The sequence below is a fragment of the Actinoplanes sp. CA-131856 genome, assembly GCF_050956135.1.
Lineage (GTDB): Bacteria > Actinomycetota > Actinomycetes > Mycobacteriales > Micromonosporaceae > Actinoplanes.
In genome coordinates this window covers 7,179,034-7,201,234 of the sequence record NZ_CP191849.1, presented here as the reverse complement: position 1 = coordinate 7,201,234, position 22,201 = coordinate 7,179,034, and the positions used below count along the sequence as shown (strand labels likewise).

Genomic DNA, 22,201 nt, shown 5'->3' with positions numbered 1-22,201 from the left:
ACACGCGGCCGTCTGCCTTTCCGTGCGCGGTCGAGGCGGTCAGCTCCACAAAGTCACGTGGACCGACGGGCGGAAGTGGCCGACGTTGACCCCGGTGCCGCGCATCATGGCCTGGATGGCTCGGGGCGTCGACGCGAAGCGGGCCAGTTCCCGCGCCGCCTGCGGGGCGTTGCGCTCGTCGAGCATGAGAGCGTGCCATCCGGCCTCCAGCACGGCGTGCGGGCCGGCCACCCGCACCAGATGGCCCTTGCGGACGTCCGGGGCGACGGCGAACGACAGCGCCGGCGCCACGCCCTTGCCGCGCTTGGCCTCCTCGACGGCGGCCGCGTTGCTCTGGTAGATCTGCTGCTTCTCCTCGGGGATGCCGAGCCGGCGCAGCAGGTCGGGCACGGCGCCGATGCCGGTGGCGGCGGACGGGCCGAGCAGCCATGTCTGGTCGCGCAGCTGGCCGGGGGAGGGGCGCACGACCGCCAGCGGGTGCTCGGGGCCGACCACGACCTCGATGCGGTAGTTCATGACCGGGCGTGTGGTCAGCTGCGGGGGGAGGACCGCCGGCGGTGGCCCGATCACGATGTCGACCGTGCGGCTGATCAGCGTGGCCGCGAACGACGCCGGGTCGCGCACGCTCAGCTCCACGTCGAGGTCGGCCGCGCGCCCGGCGAACAGCTCGATCAGCCCGGGCGCGGCGTGCTCGGCGAACAGGCTGGAGGCGCCGACCCGCAGCAGCCGCCGGCCGCGCCCGGCCGCGCTCACCTCGAGCACGGTGATGTCCTGAAGGCCCAGCATCTCCTGGGCCCGGCTGGCCAGTCGCAGGCCGCCGGGCGTGAAGGCCAGGCCGGACGACGTACGGGAGAAGAGCTGATCGCCGAGCTCGCGGCGCAACTGCCCGATGTGCAGCGACACGGCGGACTCGGACACGGACAGCTGGGCGGCGGCCAGCTTGACCGATCCGAGCCGGACCACAGCGGAGTAGGCGCGCAGTTGCGTCGGTGTCATCACCGGCGTCCACCACGTCGAGCCATGATCCGTCCCTCCGGGTAGTGGTGCGCGTCTCACCCGCAATCTATCGCGCCGCTACCGCCCAGGTACGGCCCGCATTGACAAAGTGGATCTTTCGCCCGCGCCCGGGTGTCGTGATGCGTGATCCGTCGTTAGAGCTACGGGTCAGAGTCAGACATGCCGGATTTGCCGGAACATGCTCATGACGGATATCCGCGACGCCGTCCGTACCTTCATCAACGGCTTCTCGATGGTCAAGCCGGACACCGTCGCCGACCGATCTGAGGACCTTCATGCCTTTCCGTTCATCGCGGACGCATCCTGCATTCTCCAGCGCCGCCGCCGCGGTGGCCGCGCTCGCCGTGGTCGCCGCGCCGCTGACACCGGCGGCCGCGGGGGAGAGCCGGGACGGGAAGTGCGCCGGCCAGGTGACCGAAAAGGATCGGCAGCGGTTCACTGCCGCAGCCCAGGCCGATCTCGTCAAGATCTCGGTGCTCGACGCCGGGGTGCTGCGGCCCGATCTTCCCTCGCTGGCCGACGTACGGCTCGCCGCCGCCCACGGCAGCGCCGACAGTGCCGCGCGCCGGGCCAAGACGACCGCGACCGGGCGGTACGCCGACGCGAAGCTGCTCGGCATGCAGCTTCCCGGCCTGCCGGCCCCGGGGCGCGTGGCCGAGCGGCAGGCGCCGCCCAACCGGCAGGCGGCCACCGCCGAGCTCGCCGGCTTGCAGGCGTCCGGCCTGGCGACGGTCCAGCTCGGGCGCTCGACGGCCGAGGCGCGCTGGCTCGAGACGTACAACTGCGGAGGGACCGGACCGCTCACCCGCACCGCGACGATGCTGGCCGGGGTGCAGCTGCTCAGCGGCGGCGGCCCGACCCCGGCTCTGCAGGCGCTGCGCCGCCCGGGTGACACCGCCCGCAAGACCAGCCTGCTCCGGCTCGGCCCGACGGGATCGACACAGAGCGCCACCGACCTCGTACGCCTCGGCGACGGCCGCCGCGGCGTCAGCGCGGCGGCCGGCGTCGCCCTGTCGGACCTGACCCTCTTCGGCGGCACCCCGCAGGAGGTGTCGATCAAGGTGGTGACCCAGCCGACGCTGACCGTCGTAGCCGCCGGTGACCGCGAACGGTCATCCGTCGTCTACCGTCCGGCCGTCCTCAAGGTGACCGCCGCCGGCAAGCCGGTCGCTCAGCTCGACACGGCCGACGCCAGCGTCGGCGTCGACCTCTTCGGTGGCCTGTCGACCGAGGGGGCGCCGTCGCTGCTGTCGGCGCGTATCTCGCTGGGCGGCCCCCGTCAGAAGATCGGCGACCGTGACGTCCGCGCCGAGGCGGCCGCCCTCCGCGTCGAGGTCCTCCTCGGGCAGGCGCATCTTCTCGACGTCGCCCTCGGTTATCTCTACGCGCAGGCGTCCACCACCCCGGCGGCCCACACCAGGCCCGCCAGGCCCGCCAGGGCCACCGATTCCCCGGAGGAGCAGCCCCAGGTCGTGGCCAAGCCTTCGAAGGCCGCGGCCGCACCCCAGGCCGCCGAGACGCCGCGGGCCGCGGAGGCGGGCGGGGACGCCGATCCCGCCGAGGCCGCCGATCAGGCCGAGGTGGCCGAGGTGGCCGACCCGGCCGAGGTCAGCGCCCTGGCCCGCACCGGCACCAACGTCTTCGCCGTGGTGACCGGCGGCGCCGTACTGCTGATCCTGGGCGTGGCCGCCGTGACCTTGGCCCGCCGTCGCCGGCAGGGCTGAGCAAGGACTTCACCGAGGGGGAACCGCGGGCGGCAGGTGGGGAGTGGAGCCCCACCTGCCGCCCCTTTTCCTGCTCTAGCCCCAGCAGACATCGACGTCTTAATATCTATGAAATCTTTTCGCGTTCGAGCGTTCCCCGAAGGGACACCTCATGCGCCGACGTCTCTCCGCCCTCGCGGCCTCCGTTCTGCTGGCCACCCTCCTCGTGCACACCGACAGCCCGGCCCAGGCCGCCCCTGTCGAGAACACCGACTACTGCCTCGGCGAATGCTCCGACATCCTCCCGCCGGGCCAGAACGGCGACGCCGACCTGCTGCAGATCCTCGCCTCGCAGGCCTTCGGCACCAAGCCACCGCACTCCGACGACCAGCTCGCGCCCTACGACGCGCTCGTGCACAGCTACACCGGGGTCACCGGACAGCAGATCAACACCTTCTTCAACGACAGCTCGTACGGTGTCCAGGCCGCCGACGTCGCCACCACGATCAAGCCGCGCGACGACGTCACCATCGTGCGCGACAAGAAGCTCGGCATCCCGCACATCACCGGCATCACCCGGGCCGGGACCATGTACGGCGCCGGGTACGCCGGCGCGCAGGACCGTCTGTTCCTCATGGACCTGCTCCGTCATGTCGCCCGGGGCAAGCTCACCCCGTTCGCCGGCGGTGCCGCCGGGAACCGTGCGCTGGAGCAGAGCGTCTGGCGCAATTCCCCGTACACCGAAGCCGATCTGCAGACCCAGATCGACACGCTGCGCACCTCGGGCGCGCGCGGCCAGCAGCTCTACACCGACGTCCAGTCGTACATCGCCGGCATCAACAAGTACATCGCCGACTGCATGGCGGCCCGCGACTGTCCGGGCGAGTACGTCCTGACCGGCCACCTCGACGCCATCACCAACGCCGGCGGCCCGGAGCCCTTCGTGCTCACCGATCTGGTCGCCGTGGCCGGCGTCATCGGCGGCCTGTTCGGCGGGGGCGGCGGCACCGAGATGCGCTCCGCCCTGGTCCGCATCGCCGCCCGCGCCAAATACGGCAACGCCGCCGGCGACCAGGTGTGGCAACAGTTCCGCTCGCAGAACGACCCCGAGGCCGTTCTCACGCTCCACAACGGACAAAGCTTCCCGTACGGATCGGGCGATCCCGGCGCGGCCGGTGTCGCCATGCCCGACGCCGGAACGGCGGCACCCGAGCCCATCGTGTACGACCGGACGGGCTCCGCCGCCACCGGTGTGTCGGGCAAGAGCTCCGTCGCCCTGGCGGTAACGCCGAACCAGCGCGGCATGTCCAACGCCGCCGTGGTCAGCGCCGCGAACTCGGCCACCGGCCACCCGATCGCCGTCTTCGGCCCGCAGACCGGCTATTTCGCGCCGCAGCTGCTCATGCTCCAGGAGCTCCAGGGCCCGGGCATCTCCAGCCGTGGCATCGCCTTCGCCGGCCTCAACCTCTACACCCTCATCGGCCGCGGCCCCGACTACGCCTGGAGTGCCACCTCCAGCATCCAGGACATCACCGACACGTACGCCGTGACGCTGTGCAACCCGGGCGGCGGCACCCCGACCGTCGCGTCCACCGGCTACCTCTACCACGGCCAGTGCCTGGCCATGGAGGCCCTCTCCCAGTCGAACGCCTGGAACCCGACGACGGCCGACTCCACCCCGGCCGGCTCCTACCGGCTGACCTCGCTGCGCACCAACTACGGCCTGGTCCAGTGGCGCGGCCTCGTCGGCGGCGTGCCCACCGCGTTCACCGCCCTGCGCTCGACCTATCGGCGCGAGGCCGACTCCGCCGTCGGCTTCCAGATGTTCAACGAGCCGGCCCAGATGAGCACCCCGGCCGCGTTCACCGCGTCCGCCTCCCAGATCGTGTTCGCCTTCAACTGGTTCTACGTCAACAGCAAGGACATCGCGTACGTCACCTCGGGCGCCGAACCGGTCCGCCCGGCCGGCGCCGACCCGAACCTGCCGACCCGGGCCGAACCGGCCTACGAGTGGGCCGGGTGGAACCCGGTCGCCAACACGGCGACCTACCGTCCGCTCTCGGTGCGCCCGCAGGCCGTGAACCAGGACTACTTCGTCAGCTGGAACAACAAGCAGGCGGCCGGATATTCGGCGGCCGACGGCAACTTCAGCTTCAGCGCCGTGCACCGGGTCGACCTGCTCGACCGCCCCATCAAGGCGTCCGTGGCGGCCGGGCAGAAATACGACCGCGCCGGCCTGCTCAAGGTGGTCGAGTCGGCCGCCACCACCGACCTGCGCGGCGCCGAGGTCCTCGACGACGTGCTGCGCGTCATCGACACCGCGCCGGTGGCCGACACCGCCCAGGCGGCCGCGATCGCCAAGTTGCGCGCCTGGCGCGCCGCCGGCTCACACCGGGAGGAGACGGCGGCGAACAGCGAGGTCTACAAGGACGCCGACGCCATCCGCATCATGGACGCGTGGTGGCCGAAGCTCGTCGTCGCGCAGTTCTCGGCCGGTCTCGGCGACGGCCTGTTCGGCTCGCTGGTCGACGCGCTCCAGATCAACGAGTCGCCCTCGGGCGGGCAGACCGGCCCGGTCTCCAGCCTGCCGAGCTCGGCCAACGAGTCGCAGGCGCACAAGGGCTCGGCCTTCCAGTACGGCTGGTGGGGCTGGGTCTCCAAGGACCTGCGGGCCACTTTGGGCGACGCCGTGCCGAACTGGTCGCGGAAATACTGCGGCGGCGGCACCGTCAGCGCCTGCCGCACGGCCCTGCTGAGCAGCCTGAGCGCCGCCCTGGCCGAGCCGGCGGCCACCACCTATCCGGGCGACGAGCACTGCGCGGCCGGCAACCAGTGGTGTGCCGACGCGATTCTGCACTCGCCGCTGGGCGGCATCGAGCACGACCTCATCTCGTGGCAGAACCGGCCCACCTATCAGCAGGTCGTCTCGTTCCCGGCGGCCCGCGGCGACGACGTCTCCAACCTGGCCGCCGGCCGCGCCGTCACCGCGTCCAGCACCCAGCTGGGCTATCCGGCCGGCAACGCGGTCGACGGCAACCGGAGCAGCCGCTGGGCCAGTTCCTGGTCGGACAACCAATGGCTGCGGGTCGACCTCGGCTCGTCGCGCCCGGTGGCCCGCGCCGTCCTGCACTGGGAGAGCGCGTACGCCTCGGCCTATCGGATCGAGACCTCGGCCGACGGCAGCGCCTGGACCACCGCCGCCACCGTGACCGGCGGCAACGGCGGCACCAACGTGGTCGCCTTCCCCACCGCGAACGCCCGCTACCTGCGGGTGGTGGGGCAGACCCGGGCTACCTCGTACGGCATCTCGCTCTACGAACTGGAGGTCTTCGCGCACTGATCGCGCAGCCAGCGGTAGGAGTCGCGCGGCGTGCGCTCCTGGGTCGCGAAGTCGACGTGCACGAGGCCGAACCGCTGCGAGTAGCCCTCGGCCCACTCGAAGTTGTCCAGCAGCGACCACACGAAATAGCCGCGCACGTCGACACCGGCCGCGATCGCCGCGTGGACCGCCGCCAGGTGTGACTCGAGATAGTCGACCCGGAAGGCGTCGGCGACGCCCTCCTCCGTCGAACAGCCGTTCTCGGTGATGTAGATCGGAGGCAGGGCGCCGCCGTACGTCTCCCGCAGCCCCGTGAGGAGCTCGGTGAGCCCGGCCGGCACCACGGGCCACCCGAACGCGGTCGTCGGATAGCCCTCGATCGGCCGGATCTCGAACGGCAGATCGCCGTCGCCGGTCGCCGTCCCGACCAGCGTCGGGTTGTAATAGTTCACCCCGAGCGCGTCTATCGGCGTACGGATGATGTCGAGGTCGTCGCCCTTGATGTGTGGCTCCAGCCCCGGGAGCAGGAACTCGGGATAGGCGCCCAGCAGCACCGGATCGTTGAACAGCCGGTTGTGGAAGCCGTCGTAGACGGCGGCCGCCTCCCGGTCCTCCTCGGCCGACCACACCGGCGTGCAGTTGTTGGTGAGCCACACCTCGCGCGCGCCCGCGGCCTTGAGCGCCCGGACCGCCAGCCCGTGCCCGAGCAGCTGATGGTGGGCGACCGGCAGCGCGCCCAGCCCGAGCGCCCGCCCCGGCGCGTGCGTGCCCCAGGCGTAGCCCTGCGCCATGTGCACGACCGGCTCGTTCAGCGTGATGAACCGGGCGACCCGGTCGCCGAGCAGGGCACCCACCTCACCCGCGTAGTCGGCGAAACGGAAGGCGGTCTCCCGGTTGAGCCAGCCGCCCTCGTCCTCCAGCGCCTGCGGCAGATCCCAGTGGAACAGCGTCGGCACCGGCTCGATGCCGCGCTCCAGCAGCCCGTCGACCAGCCGGTCGTAGAACCCGAGGTTTTTCGCGCGCGGCCACGCGACGGAGAACCGATAGGCCCCCACACCCAGGTCGGCCAGCAGCGCCACATCCTCGGCCCAGCGGTGGTAGTGGTCGCACGCCACGTCACCGGTGTCGCCGTTGCGCACCCGCCCCGGCGTGTGCGCGAACGTGTCCCAGACGGACGGCACGCGCCCGTCATCGTGCACCGCGCCCTCGATCTGGTAGGACGCCGTCGAAGCCCCGAACAGGAAACCCGCCATCGCCACAGGCTAATGTCGGCGGCCCGGCCGGGATAGCCTGCGGCGGTGACCGAGGAACGCGAGATCACCGAGAAGGTCGACCTCTGCCGGCCCGACGGCCGCCTCAACCCCGACGCCGTCGGCTGGACCCGCCGCCCTTTGCACCGCGCCAACCTGCGCGGCTGGGGCCGCGGCAAACGCTGGGAATACTGGGGAATCGTCACCCCCAGCCACATCGTGGGCATAGTCGTCTCCTCCCTCGACTACGCGGGCGTCCACGGCATCTACGTCCTCGACCGGGTCAGCGGCCGGGAGACCCGAGCCGACGCCACGATCCTGCTCGACCGCGCCACCGTGCTGCCCGACCACAGCGGTGGCCGGGCCGCCACCACCGCCGGCGACCTGCGCATCACGATCGACGACGGCCACATCACGGCGTCCGCTCCCGGCATCGCCGTCGACCTGGTGGTGGGCCCCGGCGGCGACTCGCTGGGCGTGGTCGTCCCGTTCAGCGACCGCCTGTTCCAGTACACGGTCAAGGACGTCGGCCGCCCGGTGAGCGGCACCTTGCGCTTGTCGGGCACCGAATACCCCGTACCCCGGGAACGCTCCTTCGCCGTCCTCGACCACGGCCGCGGCCGCTGGCCGTACGCGGTCACCTGGAACTGGGCCGCCGGCGCCGGGGACGGCCGAGCGATCCAGCTCGGCGGCCGCTGGACCGACGGCACCGGCTCGACCGAGAACGCCGTCTTCGTGAACGGCCGCCTCCACAAGATCAGCGAGGACCTGACCTGGGAGTACGACCGCACCGACTGGCTGCGCCCCTGGCACGTCCACGGCACCAGGGCCGACGTGCGTTTCGAGCCCTTCCACGAGCGAGTGGCCCGCACCAACCTGGCCGTCCTGTCCTCCGAGACCCACCAGTGCTTCGGCCGCTTCAGCGGTTGGGCCCTCGACGAGAACGACAAGAAGGTCGACCTGGACGGCCTGACGGGCTGGGCCGAGGAGGCGAGAAACCGTTGGTAGCCCTGCGCCCCCTGACCGCCTCCGACTTCCCGGCCGTGCACAGCTGGGCCCAGTTGCCGGAGGTCTGCCGCTTTCAGACGTGGGGCCCCAACACCCTCGCCGAGTCACAGGCTTTCACCCGGACCGCCGCGCAGGCTTGGGCCCAGACCCCACAAACCCGTTTCCCGTACGCCGTGACAGCCGCCACCGACACGGTAGGAACCGCCGAGCTCAAGCTGCGCGGCCCGCACGAGGCCGAGATCGCCTATCTGATCCACCCCGCCCACCAGGGCCAGGGCCTGGCCACAGCCGCCGCCACCCGCCTGCTCGACTTGGCGTTCCACACGTTCGGCCGCCACCGCGTCTACGCCACGTGCGACCCTCGGAACAAGCCCTCAGCCCGGGTCCTCACCAAACTGGGCATGACCCACGAGGGCCGCCTCCGCGAAACCCTGCTCCTCCGAGACGGCTGGCGAGATTCAGACCTCTACGCCCTCCTGACCCACGAGTGGCGCGAGGCGGTATGAGCTGATCGACCACAACCCTGACCCGCCCTCGGTCCGGCCCCGGCGCCGCACGTGCGGATCGGGGTCGTCGACGAGGGGGGCGCAGGGTCGCGCAGCGCCTCGATCACGATTTCCCGCATGGCCGCGTCGCTGGTCAGGCCGGACAATGCCTGGAGGCGCATCGACCGGTCGGGGTCGGACAGGCTTCCCGCATCAGGTCGACATCGTCCGGGCCCACGATGCTGCCCAGGGCCCACAAGCCGGCTCGGCGCCGATGCGGGTCGGTGCTGGCCACGGCGGCGAGCACGGCAGGGCGGCATCCCGCCGGATCGTCGTCGTGGACGAGGACCTCGTCGAGGGTCAGCACGGCCACACCATGGCCGGGTGGGCGGCGGGTGGCAACCCCGGCGTGATCATGATGGTGGGGATGATCCGTACGCGTCTTCTCGCCGCCGCCTCCGCGCTCGCTGTCGTCGCGGGTGCTGTCACCATGCTGGTCGCGCTCGTGGCCGCTCCCGGATCGTGGCTGATCGGCTATGTCAGCGAGGCCGGCACGGCCGGTGTTCCGTTCGCGATCCCCTACCGCACGGGGCTCGTCATCCTCGCCGTCGGCGTCGGCCTCCTCGGCGCCGCCCTCCGGATACCGCTCGCCTCGCCGGCGCTGTTCGCCGCCGCCGGTCTGGCCGCTGTCTCCGGGGTCGTGTCCTGCACGAACCGGTGCCCGCTTCCACCCTACGAGCCGACCACGCCGGCCGACGTCGTCCACGCGGCCGCCACCATTCTCGGCATGCTCACCCTTGCTGCCGCCATGGCTTCGATCTGGTGGTACGCCTCGGAGCGCACCCTCAAGCGCCTGGCCGCCGCCGGCGTCGCGCTGACCGTCCCGCTCGGCGCCGCCCTCGGGCTGACGATGCTCCTCGCCGGCCGTGGCACCCTCGGCGCGACCCTGGAGCGCCTCCTGCTGGCCGAGGCCGTCGTCTGGCTGGTCGGCACCGCCGTGGTGCGGGCCCGGACATGACACGCCCGGTGATGGCGGGTGCCATCACCGGGCGTACCCCCGATGGGTGAAAAGCTCAGTTGGTGGTGGTGCTGCTCGGCTTGGCGGGCGTGTTCGAGGTCTTGCCGCCGTCGGGCTTGATGGCGAACCACTTGCCGTTCAGGCCCTGGCCGTTGAGGTCGCCCGCCTTGGCGTCGGCCACGAAGTAGTAGACCGGCCAGCCGTTGATCGTCACCTGGCAGGTGCCGTCGGCGCGCTCGACGTAGCCGACGATCTGCGGGTCGACGCCGTCCGGGAAGATCTTGCCGGGCGACTTGATGAGCAGCGGCGGCCAGGCCGTCGCGCAGTCGCCGTTGCAGGTGGACTTCGGCGGCTTGTTGGTGTCGTTGTCGAAGCGGTAGAGGGTGCGGCCGGCGCCGTCGGTCACGTACTCGCCGACGCCCTCGGCCTCGGTCACGTTGAGCTCGACGACCTTGCTGCCGGCGGTGCGGGACTTCGGCGGGGTGATGTCCTGCTGGGACGGACCACTGAAGATCTTGACCCACTTCTGCGTCTTCGCCACTGTGGGGGAGGGCGCGGGGGCGGGCTGCTCGGTCTCCTCAGGCTCGGCCGCCTCGTCGGCGGCGGCGTCCTCGGTGGCTGGAGCGGAAGCCGTGGGCTCGGTGGTCCCGGGCTCGTCGGCCTGCTCGAGGCCGGCGCCGGCCAGGTCCTCCTGCTGCGGGTCCGGTCCCTGCGGGTTGAGCGGCGCCTCGGAACCGGTGACCGCCACCGGCACCGTGTCGGCCGCCGGGGCCGCGGAGTTGCCGGCCTGGTTGCCACAGGCCGCCACGCTCGCCAGCCCGGCGATCATGGCGGCGACGTAGATCGTCCTGCTCCGCTTCATCATGGCTGTCTCCCGTGTAGTGAACCGACGAATGCCCTCCACACGTCACCCGGGCGGGGAGCGGTTCACCGGGTTGTGCCACTTTCCGGAAAATCTTGATCCGGGGAGCCACCCGCCGCGTACTCCCGGTAGCCGCGGCACAGTACTTTCATCGATGTCGTCTTCGACTTCAGACCCGTACGAAGCGGCGCGTGAAGGTGCCGCGGGGAGAGAGACGGATGCCGTCTAGCAGAACCAGACCACACCGGGAGGTGGCCGATGAAGCACTGGTCAGATCTCTGTTCCAGGAACACGGCCGGGCCATGCTCGCGTACGCCACGCAGCTGACCAGAGACCGCGCCGCCGCCGAGGACGTGGTCCAGGAGGCGCTCGTGCGCGCCTGGCGGCACCCGGACAGCCTGAACAACGGGAAGGGCTCCGTGCGCGGCTGGCTGCTCACGGTCGTACGCAACATCGTGCTGGACCAGATCCGGGCCCGGAACCGGCGTCCCCCCGAGGTGGGCGAGAGCCCACCGGACGCCGCCGTCGAGGGTGACCACGCCGACCAGGTCGTCACCTCGATGGTCGTGGTGGACGCGCTGAGCAAGCTGTCCAACGAGCACCGTGAAGTGCTCGAACAGGTCTATCTCCGCGGTAACACGGTGGCCGAGGCCGCCGAGGCGCTCGGCATCCCGCCGGGCACGGTCAAATCACGCTCCTTCTACGCGTTGCGGGCCCTGCGTGAGGCCGGCACGGAACGGTTGGCATCATGACGGCGCCGGAGAGCGCGAACCCCCCGACCAACGACCACGTCGACCTGGCCGGATATCTGATGGAGATGCTCACGCCGGAGCAGAAGGCGGCGGCCGACGAGCACCTGGCCGCGTGCGCCGAGTGCCGCGAGGAGATCGAGTCGCTGCGCGAGTGGTCGGCCCAGCTGGCCGAGGTGCCCGAGCCGATGCTGCTCGACGGCCCGCCCGACGACGCCGACCTGCTGCTGCAGAGGACGCTTCGGCAGGTACGGACGGAGAGCGCGGGCAGGCGCAAGCGCCGGTGGGCCTCGGTGACGTCGATCGCGGCCGTCGCCGTGGCCGTCGCGGTGGCCGGCGGCCTGGTCGTGGGCCGGCAGACCGCGCCCACGACGGAACCGATCGCACAGGCCACGACCTCGGCCCCGGCCGGCGCGCGAACGGGCTCGGCCACGGACGCCACGACCGGGGCGACGATGCAGACGACGGTGCTCCCGGCGGCGGGCTGGGTGCGGGTGAGCGCCACGGTCGGCGGCATCCCGGCCGGCGAGAAATGCGTGCTCGAGGTGGTCGGCAAGGACGGCACGCCCGCGGTCGCGGGCAGTTGGCTGGTGTCGCCCGCCGGCGAGGCCGACGGGACGACACTGAGTGGGAGCGCGCTGATCGATCCGGCCGACGTCGCCTCCGTGCGGGTGGTGAACACCACCGGGAAGCAGTTCGTGACCGTTCCCGTCTAACGCAGGACGGTCATCGCTTCCGCGAGGGCGTCCGTCGCGTCGAAGATGTCGACCGCGTTGTGCTGAAGCGGCCCGCCCGGCTCGGTGAGCCGGGCGGTGCTGGCGCCGCCGGCGTAGAACGGTGCGAAGCCCATGTCCCGGATGAGCAGGGTGGTGGCCTTGCGGGCGTCCGTGTGGTCGGTGCAGACGAACTCGGCCAGCAGCGGATCGTGGCCCCGCCGGTTGCTCAGCACCGAGGCCGGCAGCGTGTTGAGCGCCTTGGCCCAGTGCGCCTCGGGCGCCCACGAGATGAGCTGTTCGAAGCCGCTCGGCGCCCCGTCGAGGAGGGGGCCGACCGGGTTCGTCGCGTCGATGACGATCTTGCCGATGAGGCCGTCGCCGGCCAGCTCGATCGCCTCGTGCGCGGTCTCCCACGGAGGGGCGAACAGGACGACGTCGGCGAACGACACCGCCTCCGCCACTCCCATGGCGGCGCCGTGGCCGCCGAGATGGTCGACCACGTCGCCCAGCCGTTCCGGATGCCGTGACGTGACCGCTACGTCGTGGCCGCTCTCCGCGCACCACTCGGCGAGCGTTGCGCCGAGCTGACCTGCCCCGATGACGCCGATGTGCATGGAAACAGGGTGCCTCGCCGAATCGACGCAAGAGGGGAGAACCGGCAATTTCAGCGGTACAGCCGCCGGGTGCCCGCTCCCGCCGCCACGAGCACCGGGACCGCCCAGGCCGGGTCGAGGCGAGGGCGCAGGGTGGGGGTCCAGCCCGCGTCGGGGTTCAGGTCCGGGTCGTACGCCTGGTTGTAGGCACCGACGAGGTCGACCGGCCCGGGCGTACGGCCGGAGATCTGCACCAGGTTTCCCCGCGTGGTGATGCGGGTGCCCTTCCAGTAGGCGATGACGTCGGCCGGCGGGATGTCGGCGCTGAGCCGGAAGTAGTTGTTCTCGGCGTAGATGCTGGACTCGACGCCCACCCCGAGCGAGTAGATGTACTCCTCGTCGGTGGCCACATAGAGGTTGTCGTAGACGTCGACCTGACCGAAGCGCACGCGCGGGGCCCGCTGGACGACGTTGCCGAACCGGTTGTGGTGCACGGTGACGCGCAGCTTGCCGACGTCGACGCCCGGGGTGTCGGTGGAGCCGATCAGCATGGTCTTGTCGTGGTCGTAGTAGTCGTTCCACGAGACGGTGATCAGGTCGGAGCCCCGGATGAAGTCGGTGGCGCCGTCGTGCACCTGGTAGGGCCGCCCGAAGTAGAGGGGCTGGTCGGCGTCGTGGTTGTTGCCGTCGCTGAAGGTGTTGTGGTCGATCCAGACGTTGGTGGCGCCGCTGAGCGAGACCAGGTCGTAGAGCGAGTTCCAGTTCCCGGCCGATCCGTCGGTGGGATCCCAGGCGGGGAAGCAGTCGGCGGCGTCGGTGACCTCGAGGTTGCGGACGATCACGTTGCTGACGTTGGTGAGCACCAGGCTGCCGTGGTCGAGCCGGGCCCCGTTGACGCCGACGATGGTGGTGTTGCTGCCGACGTTGATCCGGATCTGCTCACCCTGGGCACGGGCCGACCGGACCCGGGCGTCCTCGAGAGGGCCGGAGGGTTTGGCGGCGCGGCCCCAGACGGCGGGGTCGTAGGTGGCGAGGAAGGCGCCGAGGTCGTACTCCGGATCGGCGAAGGCGTCGCAGCTCCTACCCTCGCGCAGATCGATCCGGCCGCTGACGATCACGATCTTCGGCGTGGCGTTCTGCCCATTGGTGGCGGCGTCCCCGCCCAGCGCCGCGATCAGTTCGGCGCGGTTGCGTACGACCGCGACGTGAGCGTCGTCGGCCGCCGACCCGCCGGTGGTTCCGGCGCCGGCCGCGCCCCAGCCGTCATCAGAGCCCAGAGTCTGCCGCGCCAACCGCAACACGGCCGCCGGCACGCCCCCGCGCGTGGTGGCCTGCGCTTTCCCGAGCCGCGCGGTGGCCTGCGCTTTCCCGAGCCGCGCGGTGGCCTGCGCTTTCCCTAGCGGCGCGGCGGCCCGGACGTTCCCGAGCGGCGCGGCGGCCTGCGCGTTTCCTAGCGGCGCGGCGGCCTGCGCTTTCCCGAGCGGCGCGGCGGCCTGGGCGTTTCCTAGCGGCGCGGTGACCTGTGCTTTTCCCAGCGTTGCGGCGGCTCGCGAATCCGGCTGCGGCGCGGCGGTCGGTGCGTTTTTGCGCGATCCGCCGACAAGGGCCGTTTTCGCGTTGGCGGCGGCCGGGGGTGCGGCGGTGAGGGTGACGAGCAAGGCGAGGCCGGCGACGGCGGCGAGTCTGGGCATGGCAACTCCTGGGAAGCGGTCGGTGGAACCGCGTTGACGTGCAGGAAAGCGCTTGCCTGCGACGCTGCCACCCGTGGTGGCGATCGTCAATGGAAGGAGCAACGCAGGTTATTTGCAGAGATCGGGGGCCCAGCCGTCGGCGCCGCGCAGGAAGGTGGCGGGGGTGTTCGCGGCGGCTTCCTCGCGGGTCAGCTGTGGGCGGTCGGGGCCGGTGGTGGCGCCCGGCCCGTAGTTGCGGAATTCGCCGAATCGGGCGTCGCGCCACGGCCACGTGCCGAAGTCGCTCCAGGCCGTGGGTCCGATGTGGTCGCCCAGGTAGGAGTCGCGAATGACGGTCTGCCCGATCGCCGCCGGGTCGTTGCTCGGATGCCACGGCCGGCCGAGGAAGACCGATCCGGGCGGAGCGTCCGAGGTGAACCGGGAGCGCGTGAAGAGCAGCCCGTGCGGGTTGGCGATCGAGGTGCTGGGCGCCGTCACATAGCCCGCCGGCGTCGAAGCGCGGTCGAGCGAATGGATCCGGCACCGGTCGAAGACGGCGGTGGCCCGCCCGAAGATGAAGTCGACGTCACCCTCCACATCGCAGTCCCGGAAGTAGGCCCGGGCGATCGTCGCGGCGTCGGCGCTGTTGACGTAGAGCGTGTCCTGGTTGCCGAGGAAGCGCACCTGGCGGAACTCGACCCGGTCGGACCGGGTCAGCACCGCCACCGCCTGCCGGTTGGTGATCTCCGGATGGGCCGCCTCGTCGAACAGGTTGGCGAACGTCAGGTTGCGCGCGCGGAACCCGGCTCCGTCGATCGTGACCGAGGCGCTCCCGGTCGTTCCCCAGGTGCCGCCGTCCGGCCGCGGCGTCCCGTTGGCCCGGTCGTCGGCGATCACCACGTCGCGCGGGCGCCGCCCGAGGCCGTACAGCGTGATCCCGGGTTTGCTCGCCGGAATCACCACCTGCCCGTGATAGACGCCGGGGCGCACCCCGATGTGCACCTCCCCGGCCGGCGCCGCGTCGACGGCCGCTTGCACCGAGAGGAAGTCCCCGGTCCCATCGGCCGCTACGACGACCCGGTCCGGTGCGGCCAGCGCACTGCCCGGCCGCACGGCGACGGCACCGGCCGAGCTGACTGTGATCGCGCCCGCCGAAAGCCGGAGAAACGTCCGTCTGCGCATGGAAGACCATCCAAACTGCCTGAGGTAAGGGCTTTCCTGTCGGAACGCTAGGCAGTTCCATAGGTGAACGTCAATGACATGGGGGATTCCTGCAAACGATTCGTGCGGCGCCCGGGGATAGCCCCAGATGAGAGCCATGATCTGCAACAGCCGGGTGGCGGCCCCGTGCGGGATTGCCGGAGAATGCCCGGATGCCCATGCGATACCCAGCTCCGCTGCGTCCCGGTGACCGTGTCGGTGTCACAGCACCCTCCCAAGGCGTCGGCGATAGCCTCAAGGACCGGCTCGACGTGGCGATCCGGACGGTGGAAGACCGCGGGTACGAGGTCGTGGTCGGGGACTGCATGGACGGTGCCCGGCACGTCAGCGCTCCGGCCGGCGACCGGGCCCGTGAGCTGACCGCCATGCTCACCGACCCGGCCATCAAGGCCGTCGTGCCGCCCTGGGGTGGCGAGACCGCGATCGACCTGTTGCCGCTGCTCGACTGGGACGCGCTGCGTGCGGCGGAACCGACCTGGATCGTCGGGTTCTCCGACATGTCGACGGTCATCACGCCGCTGTCGCTCCTGACCGGGGTGGCGACCGTGCACGGCAACAACCTGATGGACACGCCCTATCGCGCACCGCAAGGCCTGCTGACCTGGCTGGACATCGTCACGATGCGGCCGGGAACGGCCTTCTCGCAAACCCCGCCGGGCCGCCACCGCGCCACCGGATGGGTCGACTACCAGACGAATCCGCAGGTGAGCGAGTTCGTTCTGGACGCCCCCGGTCGATGGACCCGGCTCGACGGCGACGACGACGTGGAGGTCGGGGGCCGGCTCATCGGCGGCTGCATCGAGACGCTCTGCAACCTGACCGGCACCCCCTACGGCGACGTGGCGTCGTTCGCGCGGGCACACGCGCCCGAGGGGCTCCTCGTCTACGTCGAGGCCGCCGGTGACGACGCGGCGACCATCTGCCGCAATCTGCACGGGATGCGGCTCGCCGGGTTCTTCGAAGCGGCGAACGCGGTCCTCGTCGGCCGGACCGGTGCGCCCGCGGCCGGCTCGCTCAGCCAGCACGAAGCGGTGCTGGACGCCCTCGGTGGTCTCGGTGTTCCGATCATCGCCGATGTCGAGTGCGGTCACGTGCCGCCGTACATGCCCATCGTCAACGGCGCCCGCGGCATCGTTCGCTACAGCGGAGACCGCAACGAGCTCACGCAGACCTTGGACTGACCTCGCCCAGGCGGTATTCCCAGCCCTCGCGCCAGGCGAAGTCGGTGGCGGCCAGCTCTTCCAGTCCGATGCCGTCGATCAGGTGGTCCAGGGCCCAGCGGGTGGCGACGTGGCCGATGACCAGGACGCGGGCGCCGTCCCAGCGGGTCGGGATGTCGGTCAGGAAGCGCCCCGCTCGTTCCACCGCCTGGCGCCAGCTCTCGCCCTCGGGGAACGGGATGTCGATGTGGTCCTGCTTGTGCAGGCCGGCGGCCGGGGTGCCGTTCAGGGTGCCGTAGTCGCACTCGCGCAGGCGCCAGTCGTGCAGGATCGGGATCGGGGAGCCGGCGAAGGCGATCTCGGCGGTCTCCACGGCTCGGCGCAGGTCCGAGGTGAAGACCGCCGTCACGCCGTCGTCGCGGCGGCGGGCGCCGAGCTCGGCGGCCAGGGAACGGCCGCGCGGGGACAAACGACCGGGTAGCCAGCCCGTGGCCAGGCCGCGGTCGTTGTCCTCGCTCCAGGAATGGGTCTCGAAGACGATCTCAGTGGACATCCTCTATGAGTACACGAATGTCGCGGTGAAGGGTCTCCCCGGCCGGGATGACCAGCGGGTCGGTGTAGGCCAGGGCGGCGCACACGCCGACGTAGTCGTCAGTGCGCAGGAACCAGCGGTCGGCGTCGCGCAAGCCGCTGAAGGTGAGGCGGTAGGAGTCGGTCGTCAGGGTCAGCGCCGGGTCGGCACTGCCGTTCCCGGCCGATGCCACCGCCTTTCCCGGGGGACAGCGCCAGAAGAAGCCGCCGTAGCCGGCGCCCCCGGTGCGGCCGTTCGTGGCCGGGCTGCCCAGCGTGACCGTTCGGGGAGCCGTCAAGGCGTACGAGAAAAGCAGCTCCCAGCCGTCGGGAGAAGTGGACGCGGTGATTCGCCGGCGTTCGGTCAGCAGCGTGCGGCCCTCGCCGTCCTCCCAGACCAGGTCCTCGGGCGTGACGTGCCGGATGCGGCCGTGGTCCTCGCGCCAGACGTAGCCCTCGTCGCGGACGAAGGTGCGGCCGCCCCACAGGTTCCAGCCGTTGACGTCGGCGACGGTGAGGGAGGCGCCGAGGTGCCACGGATGGTCGAACGGCATGGTGTCGGTGACGACCGTGCCGGCGAGGGTGCGGACCGGATGCAGGTACGGGCGAGGGCCGAGCCGGATGTCGAGGTCCGGCTCGGGCACGTAGTCGTACAAATTCACGAGACAGCCGCCCGATAGCCCTCGTACGCCTCGGCGAGCACCTCGGCGCCGGGACGCGCCCACACGTCGGCGTGGAAGACCTCGACCTCGACCCATCCGTCGTAGCCGGCCTCGGCCACCGCGCGGTGGAAGCGGCGCATGTCGACCGATCCGGTGCCGGGCAGGCCCCGGCCGAGCAGCACGCCCTCGGGCAGCGGGGTGATCCAGTCGGCGAGCTGGAAGGCGGCGATCCGCGGTCCCGCGTCGGCGATGCCCTGCCACACCTTGTCGTCCCACCACAGGTGGTACGTGTCGATGACGACGCCGACCGCCTCGACGGGGTAGGGCGCGGCCAGTTGCAGCGCCTGATCCAATGTGGAGACGACGCAGCGGTCGGAGCAGAACATGGGGTGCAGCGCCTCGATGGCCAGCCGCACCCCGGCGTCGCGGGCGTCCGGCACGAGCGCGCCGATCGCGTCGCCGACGTGCCGCCGGGCGCCGTCCAGGTCGCGGCTGGTGCCGGGCAGTCCGCCGCTGACGAGCACGAGCGTGTCGGTGCCGAGCGTGGCCGCCTCGTCGATCGCGCGCCGGTTCTCGTCGTACCAGCCGGCCTCGTGGAAGAACCCGCTGCGGCACAACGACGACACGGTCAAACCGTTGTCCCGCATGAGCTTCGCGGTCTTCTCCAGGCCGTACTCCGCCACGTCCTCCCGCCACAGCCCGACCGCGGACACGCCGGCGGCGACGCACCCGGCGACCAGATCCTCCAGCGGCCAGTGCTTGGTGGTGGCCTGGTTGAGCGAGAAGCCCTTCATCGGCTCATCCCCACGGTCGTGAGCCAGGCCCCGGCGCGATGGGCGGCCAGGTCGGCGTCGGGCAGGATGCCGGCCTCGTCGGCCAGCCGCATCAGCGCGAGCAGGTGCCGCGGCGAGCGGCCGGACTGCGCGCCGCCGACCATCGTGAAGTGGTCCTGATGACCGGCCAGCCAGTTGAGGAAGACGATCCCGGTCTTGTAGTGGTAGGTCGGCGCCGCGAAGAGGTGACGGGCCAAGGGCAGAGTCGGGAGGAGAATCTGCTCGTACGAGGTGACGTCCCCCTCGTCCAGGGCGCGGAACGCCGCGGCGGCGGGCGGGGCGATCACGGCCAGGACGCCGAGCAGGGCCTCGGAGTGGCCCTGGTCGTCGCCGAGGATCAGGGACGGATAGTTGAAGTCGTCGCCGGTGTACATGCGTACGCCATCGGGCAGTCGGCGACGCAGCTCGACCTCGTAATCGGCGTCCAGCAAAGAGATTTTGATGCCCTCGACCTTCGCGGCGTGCTCGCGGATGATGTCGAGAACCGTGTCGTTGCCGCCCCAGTAGCCGGCGAGCAGAGGATCGAAGGCCTCGCCGAGCCAGTGCAGCAGCACCGGACTGTCCGATTGGGACAGAAGGTCGCCGTAGACGCGGCGGTAGTCGTCGGCGTTCTTCGCGGCCGCCGCGAGATGCCGGGAGCACATGATGACCGGGGTTGCGCCGGCCTCGCGGACGTCGCTCAGCTGTTCCAGGTACGCCTTCGTGATGTCGTCGATCGTGGCCGGGCCGGCCGGGAGCTGGTCGGTGCCGACGCCCGCGACGATCGGGCCGGTGGCGTCCGCCGCGCTGCGGCGGATGAGCTCGCGAGTCGCCGGATAGTCCAGTCCGGCACCCCGCTGGGCGGTGTCCATCGCTTCCGCGACGCCGAAACCGTGGTCCCACAAGTGATGCCGGAAGCGCAGCGTCGTGTCCCAGTCCAGCTTGGCCGGGGCGCCCGGGATGTTCTCGGCGGTGGGATCCGCGGTCACCGGCGCGGCGGCATAAGCCACTCGCGATCGGAAGTTTCGCTTCTGCTGGAATTCGGCACCGCGGCCGCTGAAGATCATCGGGTCAGCTCCGGGATCTCCAGGCGCCGGCCCTCGCGCGAGGACTGCAGGCCCAGCTCGGCCACCTGCACGCCGCGCGCGCCGGCCCAGAGATCTCCGGTGTAGGGGGCGTCCTCGGCGACGTACAAAAGGAACTGCTCCCATTGAGCGCGGAAGCCGTTGGCGAAGACCTCGTTGTCGGGCACCTGCTGCCACTGGTCGCGGAAGCTCTGCCCGGTCGGCACATCCGGGTCCCAGACCGGCTTCGGCGTGGCCGCGCGCGGCTGGACGCGGCAGTGGTGCAGGCCGGCCACCGCGCTGCCGTGCGTGCCGTCGACCTGGAACTCGACGAGCTCGTCACGGTTGACCCGCACCGCCCACGAGCTGTTGATCTGCGCCATGATGCCGCCGTCGAGCTCGAAAAGGCCGTACACCGCGTCGTCGGCCGTCGCGTCGTACGGCGAACCGCTCTCGTCCCAGCGCCGGTCGATGTGCGTCACCGAACGCGCGGTCACGGCCCGGACCGGCCCGAAGATCTGCTCCAGCACGTAGTGCCAATGCGGGAACATGTCGAGCGTGATGCCGCCGCCGTCGGCCGCCCGGTAGTTCCACGACGGCCGCTGCGCCGACTGCCAATCGCCTTCGAAAACCCAATAACCGAATTCCCCTCGTACGGAGAGGATGCGCCCGAAGAAGCCGCCCTGTACCAGACGCGCGAGTTTGCGCAGGCCGGGCAGGAACAGCTTGTCCTGCACGACGCCGTGCTTGACGCCGGCCGCGTCGGCGAACCGGGCCAGCTCGACCGCCTCGCCGAGGCTCTCGGCCACCGGCTTCTCGGTGTAGACGTGCTTGCCGGCCTCGATGGCCTGGCGCAGCGCCTTGACCCGGGCGCTGGTGACCTGGGCGTCGAAGTAGACCTGGACGTCGGGCCGGGCGAGCGCGCCGGGCACGTCGGTGGTCCACTGGGTGAGACCGTGCCGGTCGGCGAGGGCGCGGAGCTTGGCCTCGCTGCGCCCGGCGAGGATCGGCTCGGGCCAGAGCACGGTGCCGTCACGCAGCGGCAGACCCCCGTCCTCGCGGATCGCGAGGATCGAGCGGATCAGATGCTGCCGCAGGCCCATCCGGCCGGTGACGCCGTTCATGACGATGCCGATGGTGGTTCGATCCATGCTGGTTGCCTCCGGGGCCTTGAAAAGTCCTGAGGTAAGCGCTTTCCTGAGACCGTACTCGGCGCGCTGCCAACCGGGCAAGAGCACGGGCGGTATCCTCCGGGCAACTGCTGTCATGAGGAGGCGTATGGCGACCCTGGCCGATGTCGCACGCCATGCCGGTGTGTCGACCGCGACGGCGTCCCGCATCATCAACGGCAGTCCGAAACCGGTCACCGAGGAGCTACGCGCCCGCGTCCTGGCCGCGGTGGCCGAGCTGCGCTACGTGCCCAACGCGCACGCCCAGATGCTGGCCCGCTCCCACCGCAACGCGGTCGGCGTGATCGTCCACGACGTCTCCGACCCGTACTTCGCCGAGATCACCAGGGGTCTTCAACGGGTGGCCACGGCCAACGGCCGCCTGGTCATCATCTGCAACAGCTTCCGCGACCCCGGCCGTGAGATGGAATACATCGACCTGCTCCACGCCCACCAGGTGGCGGCCATCGTGATCGCCGGATCGGGATATCTGGACAGCACGGCCGCGTCCGAGCTGGACGACCGCATGCGCGCCTTCGAGGCCACGGGCGGCCGCATCGCCGTGATCGGCCGCCACCAGCACCCCGGCGACGCCGTGCTGCCCGACAACGAGGAGGGCGGCTACCTGGCCGGCCGTCATCTGTTCGAGCTGGGCCACACGACAATCGCGGCCATAGCCGGCCCGCCGTCGCTGACGACAACAGTCGACCGCTTGGCCGGCCTGCACCGGGCCGCCGCCGAGCACGGCGCCACCGTCCACGTGACCCACTCCGACTTCACCCGCGACGGCGGCGAGGCCATCACGGCGAAGCTCCTGGCCGACGATCCGTCCCTCACGGCGATCGCCGCCCTGAACGACTCGATGGCGGTGGGTGCCCTGGCCGCCATGCGCGCCGCGGGCCGCCGCCTGAGCGTCATCGGTTTCGACGACATGCCGATCGCCCGCGACGTGACCCCCGCCTTGACATCGGTCCGTCTGCCCCTGACCGAGCTGGGCGAACGAGCCATGACCCTGGCCCTGGACGCGGCCACCGACAACGCCCCGCGCGTCGAGCACGTCCCCGCCGAATTGATCCTCCGCGACAGCACCTGGCCCTTGAAGTAGGCCGCGTTTCGAAGGGCGCGGAGCCATTGGTTGATGGCGGCGATGGCT

At 71.2% G+C, this 22,201-nt stretch carries 20 protein-coding genes; 9 read left to right on the top strand and 11 right to left on the bottom strand.

Features of this window, described 5'->3' with window-relative positions:
- Nucleotides 1-39: 39 nt before the first annotated feature.
- The gene (locus ACQP2X_RS33335; RefSeq protein WP_498688700.1) at nt 40-996 is read right to left on the bottom strand and encodes a LysR family transcriptional regulator; all 957 of its coding nucleotides are present in this window, start codon (nt 994-996) and stop codon (nt 40-42) included.
- 296 nt (nt 997-1,292) lie between these two features.
- On the opposite strand from ACQP2X_RS33335, the gene ACQP2X_RS33330 reads away from it, so the two are divergent.
- Both ACQP2X_RS33330 and ACQP2X_RS33325 read left to right on the top strand, forming a co-directional pair.
- Nucleotides 1,293-2,741, top strand: a complete 1,449-nt coding sequence (locus ACQP2X_RS33330) for a hypothetical protein (RefSeq protein ID WP_498688699.1) — start codon at nt 1,293-1,295, stop codon at nt 2,739-2,741.
- Between the two features lie 151 nt (nt 2,742-2,892).
- Nucleotides 2,893-6,060, top strand: a complete 3,168-nt coding sequence (locus ACQP2X_RS33325; RefSeq protein WP_498688697.1) for a penicillin acylase family protein — start codon at nt 2,893-2,895, stop codon at nt 6,058-6,060.
- Here the strand turns inward: ACQP2X_RS33325 and ACQP2X_RS33320 are convergent.
- On the bottom strand, nt 6,033-7,292 hold the full coding sequence (locus tag ACQP2X_RS33320; protein ID WP_498688696.1) for a GH1 family beta-glucosidase: 1,260 nt from the start codon (nt 7,290-7,292) through the stop codon (nt 6,033-6,035). The two genes, ACQP2X_RS33325 and ACQP2X_RS33320, sit on opposite strands and share 28 nt — an antisense overlap.
- 45 nt (nt 7,293-7,337) lie before the next feature.
- Between ACQP2X_RS33320 and ACQP2X_RS33315 the strand changes: the two genes are divergently transcribed.
- The 3 genes from ACQP2X_RS33315 (at nt 7,338) to ACQP2X_RS33305 (ending at nt 9,800) form a co-directional block, all read left to right on the top strand.
- Nucleotides 7,338-8,297, top strand: a complete 960-nt coding sequence (locus ACQP2X_RS33315; protein WP_498688694.1) for a DUF2804 domain-containing protein — start codon at nt 7,338-7,340, stop codon at nt 8,295-8,297.
- The gene (locus ACQP2X_RS33310) at nt 8,291-8,803 is read left to right on the top strand and encodes a GNAT family N-acetyltransferase (RefSeq protein ID WP_498688693.1); all 513 of its coding nucleotides are present in this window, start codon (nt 8,291-8,293) and stop codon (nt 8,801-8,803) included. The genes ACQP2X_RS33315 and ACQP2X_RS33310 overlap by 7 nt, the downstream gene beginning before the upstream one ends.
- A 253-nt stretch (nt 8,804-9,056) precedes the next feature.
- Complete coding sequence (locus tag ACQP2X_RS33305; RefSeq protein WP_498688690.1) at nt 9,057-9,800, top strand: DUF998 domain-containing protein; 744 nt, start codon at nt 9,057-9,059, stop codon at nt 9,798-9,800.
- Between the two features lie 55 nt (nt 9,801-9,855).
- Here ACQP2X_RS33305 and ACQP2X_RS33300 read toward each other — a convergent pair whose 3' ends face one another.
- Nucleotides 9,856-10,665 (bottom strand): COG4315 family predicted lipoprotein, encoded by an 810-nt coding sequence (locus tag ACQP2X_RS33300; RefSeq protein ID WP_498688688.1) that lies wholly within the window; start codon nt 10,663-10,665, stop codon nt 9,856-9,858.
- 215 nt (nt 10,666-10,880) lie between these two features.
- Here ACQP2X_RS33300 and ACQP2X_RS33295 point away from each other — a divergent pair, with 215 nt between their 5' ends.
- Both ACQP2X_RS33295 and ACQP2X_RS33290 read left to right on the top strand, forming a co-directional pair.
- Nucleotides 10,881-11,414: a sigma-70 family RNA polymerase sigma factor gene (locus ACQP2X_RS33295; protein ID WP_097323397.1), complete on the top strand. Its 534-nt coding sequence runs from the start codon at nt 10,881-10,883 to the stop codon at nt 11,412-11,414.
- Entirely contained in the window at nt 11,411-12,127 is a 717-nt protein-coding gene (locus ACQP2X_RS33290) for an anti-sigma factor family protein (protein WP_498688685.1), read from the top strand. Before ACQP2X_RS33295 ends, ACQP2X_RS33290 begins: the two co-directional genes overlap by 4 nt.
- Here the strand turns inward: ACQP2X_RS33290 and ACQP2X_RS33285 are convergent.
- The 3 genes from ACQP2X_RS33285 to ACQP2X_RS33275 form a co-directional block, all read right to left on the bottom strand.
- The gene (locus ACQP2X_RS33285; RefSeq protein WP_498688684.1) at nt 12,124-12,741 is read right to left on the bottom strand and encodes an NADPH-dependent F420 reductase; all 618 of its coding nucleotides are present in this window, start codon (nt 12,739-12,741) and stop codon (nt 12,124-12,126) included. The genes ACQP2X_RS33290 and ACQP2X_RS33285 overlap by 4 nt on opposite strands.
- A gap of 50 nt (nt 12,742-12,791) precedes the next feature.
- A complete protein-coding gene (locus ACQP2X_RS33280; protein WP_498688682.1) occupies nt 12,792-14,411 on the bottom strand; it encodes a pectate lyase family protein in 1,620 nt (539 codons plus the stop codon).
- 108 nt (nt 14,412-14,519) lie between these two features.
- On the bottom strand, nt 14,520-15,572 hold the full coding sequence (locus tag ACQP2X_RS33275; RefSeq protein WP_498688681.1) for a pectinesterase family protein: 1,053 nt from the start codon (nt 15,570-15,572) through the stop codon (nt 14,520-14,522).
- A gap of 191 nt (nt 15,573-15,763) precedes the next feature.
- Between ACQP2X_RS33275 and ACQP2X_RS33270 the strand changes: the two genes are divergently transcribed.
- Nucleotides 15,764-16,792 carry a S66 family peptidase gene (locus ACQP2X_RS33270; protein ID WP_498688679.1) on the top strand — a complete coding sequence of 343 codons (1,029 nt, stop codon included), beginning with the start codon at nt 15,764-15,766 and terminating at the stop codon, nt 16,790-16,792.
- Here ACQP2X_RS33270 and ACQP2X_RS33265 read toward each other — a convergent pair.
- The 5 genes from ACQP2X_RS33265 to ACQP2X_RS33245 are packed head-to-tail and all read right to left on the bottom strand — an operon-like array spanning nt 16,773 to nt 21,030.
- Nucleotides 16,773-17,324: a histidine phosphatase family protein gene (locus ACQP2X_RS33265; protein WP_498688678.1), complete on the bottom strand. Its 552-nt coding sequence runs from the start codon at nt 17,322-17,324 to the stop codon at nt 16,773-16,775. The two genes, ACQP2X_RS33270 and ACQP2X_RS33265, sit on opposite strands and share 20 nt — an antisense overlap.
- On the bottom strand, nt 17,314-18,003 hold the full coding sequence (locus tag ACQP2X_RS33260) for a DUF6807 family protein (RefSeq protein ID WP_498688677.1): 690 nt from the start codon (nt 18,001-18,003) through the stop codon (nt 17,314-17,316). Before ACQP2X_RS33260 ends, ACQP2X_RS33265 begins: the two co-directional genes overlap by 11 nt.
- On the bottom strand, nt 18,000-18,797 hold the full coding sequence (locus ACQP2X_RS33255) for a sugar phosphate isomerase/epimerase family protein (protein ID WP_498688676.1): 798 nt from the start codon (nt 18,795-18,797) through the stop codon (nt 18,000-18,002). The genes ACQP2X_RS33260 and ACQP2X_RS33255 overlap by 4 nt, the downstream gene beginning before the upstream one ends.
- The gene (locus ACQP2X_RS33250) at nt 18,794-19,882 is read right to left on the bottom strand and encodes a dihydrodipicolinate synthase family protein (protein ID WP_498688675.1); all 1,089 of its coding nucleotides are present in this window, start codon (nt 19,880-19,882) and stop codon (nt 18,794-18,796) included. Before ACQP2X_RS33250 ends, ACQP2X_RS33255 begins: the two co-directional genes overlap by 4 nt.
- The gene (locus ACQP2X_RS33245; RefSeq protein ID WP_498688673.1) at nt 19,879-21,030 is read right to left on the bottom strand and encodes a Gfo/Idh/MocA family protein; all 1,152 of its coding nucleotides are present in this window, start codon (nt 21,028-21,030) and stop codon (nt 19,879-19,881) included. Before ACQP2X_RS33245 ends, ACQP2X_RS33250 begins: the two co-directional genes overlap by 4 nt.
- 127 nt (nt 21,031-21,157) lie before the next feature.
- On the opposite strand from ACQP2X_RS33245, the gene ACQP2X_RS33240 reads away from it, so the two are divergent.
- Nucleotides 21,158-22,153, top strand: a complete 996-nt coding sequence (locus tag ACQP2X_RS33240; RefSeq protein ID WP_498688671.1) for a LacI family DNA-binding transcriptional regulator — start codon at nt 21,158-21,160, stop codon at nt 22,151-22,153.
- Nucleotides 22,154-22,201 lie beyond the last annotated feature (48 nt).

Coding starts and splice junctions, on each gene's coding strand:
- ACQP2X_RS33335 (WP_498688700.1), bottom strand. CDS start 996: ATGACACCGACGCAACTGCGCGCCTACTCCGCTGTGGTCCGGCTCGGA.
- ACQP2X_RS33330 (WP_498688699.1), top strand. CDS start 1,293: ATGCCTTTCCGTTCATCGCGGACGCATCCTGCATTCTCCAGCGCCGCC.
- ACQP2X_RS33325 (WP_498688697.1), top strand. CDS start 2,893: ATGCGCCGACGTCTCTCCGCCCTCGCGGCCTCCGTTCTGCTGGCCACC.
- ACQP2X_RS33320 (WP_498688696.1), bottom strand. CDS start 7,292: ATGGCGGGTTTCCTGTTCGGGGCTTCGACGGCGTCCTACCAGATCGAG.
- ACQP2X_RS33305 (WP_498688690.1), top strand. CDS start 9,057: ATGCGGGTCGGTGCTGGCCACGGCGGCGAGCACGGCAGGGCGGCATCC.
- ACQP2X_RS33300 (WP_498688688.1), bottom strand. CDS start 10,665: ATGATGAAGCGGAGCAGGACGATCTACGTCGCCGCCATGATCGCCGGG.
- ACQP2X_RS33295 (WP_097323397.1), top strand. CDS start 10,881: ATGCCGTCTAGCAGAACCAGACCACACCGGGAGGTGGCCGATGAAGCA.
- ACQP2X_RS33290 (WP_498688685.1), top strand. CDS start 11,411: ATGACGGCGCCGGAGAGCGCGAACCCCCCGACCAACGACCACGTCGAC.
- ACQP2X_RS33285 (WP_498688684.1), bottom strand. CDS start 12,741: ATGCACATCGGCGTCATCGGGGCAGGTCAGCTCGGCGCAACGCTCGCC.
- ACQP2X_RS33280 (WP_498688682.1), bottom strand. CDS start 14,411: ATGCCCAGACTCGCCGCCGTCGCCGGCCTCGCCTTGCTCGTCACCCTC.
- ACQP2X_RS33275 (WP_498688681.1), bottom strand. CDS start 15,572: ATGCGCAGACGGACGTTTCTCCGGCTTTCGGCGGGCGCGATCACAGTC.
- ACQP2X_RS33270 (WP_498688679.1), top strand. CDS start 15,764: ATGCCCATGCGATACCCAGCTCCGCTGCGTCCCGGTGACCGTGTCGGT.
- ACQP2X_RS33265 (WP_498688678.1), bottom strand. CDS start 17,324: ATGTCCACTGAGATCGTCTTCGAGACCCATTCCTGGAGCGAGGACAAC.
- ACQP2X_RS33255 (WP_498688676.1), bottom strand. CDS start 18,797: ATGAAGGGCTTCTCGCTCAACCAGGCCACCACCAAGCACTGGCCGCTG.
- ACQP2X_RS33250 (WP_498688675.1), bottom strand. CDS start 19,882: ATGATCTTCAGCGGCCGCGGTGCCGAATTCCAGCAGAAGCGAAACTTC.
- ACQP2X_RS33245 (WP_498688673.1), bottom strand. CDS start 21,030: ATGGATCGAACCACCATCGGCATCGTCATGAACGGCGTCACCGGCCGG.
- ACQP2X_RS33240 (WP_498688671.1), top strand. CDS start 21,158: ATGGCGACCCTGGCCGATGTCGCACGCCATGCCGGTGTGTCGACCGCG.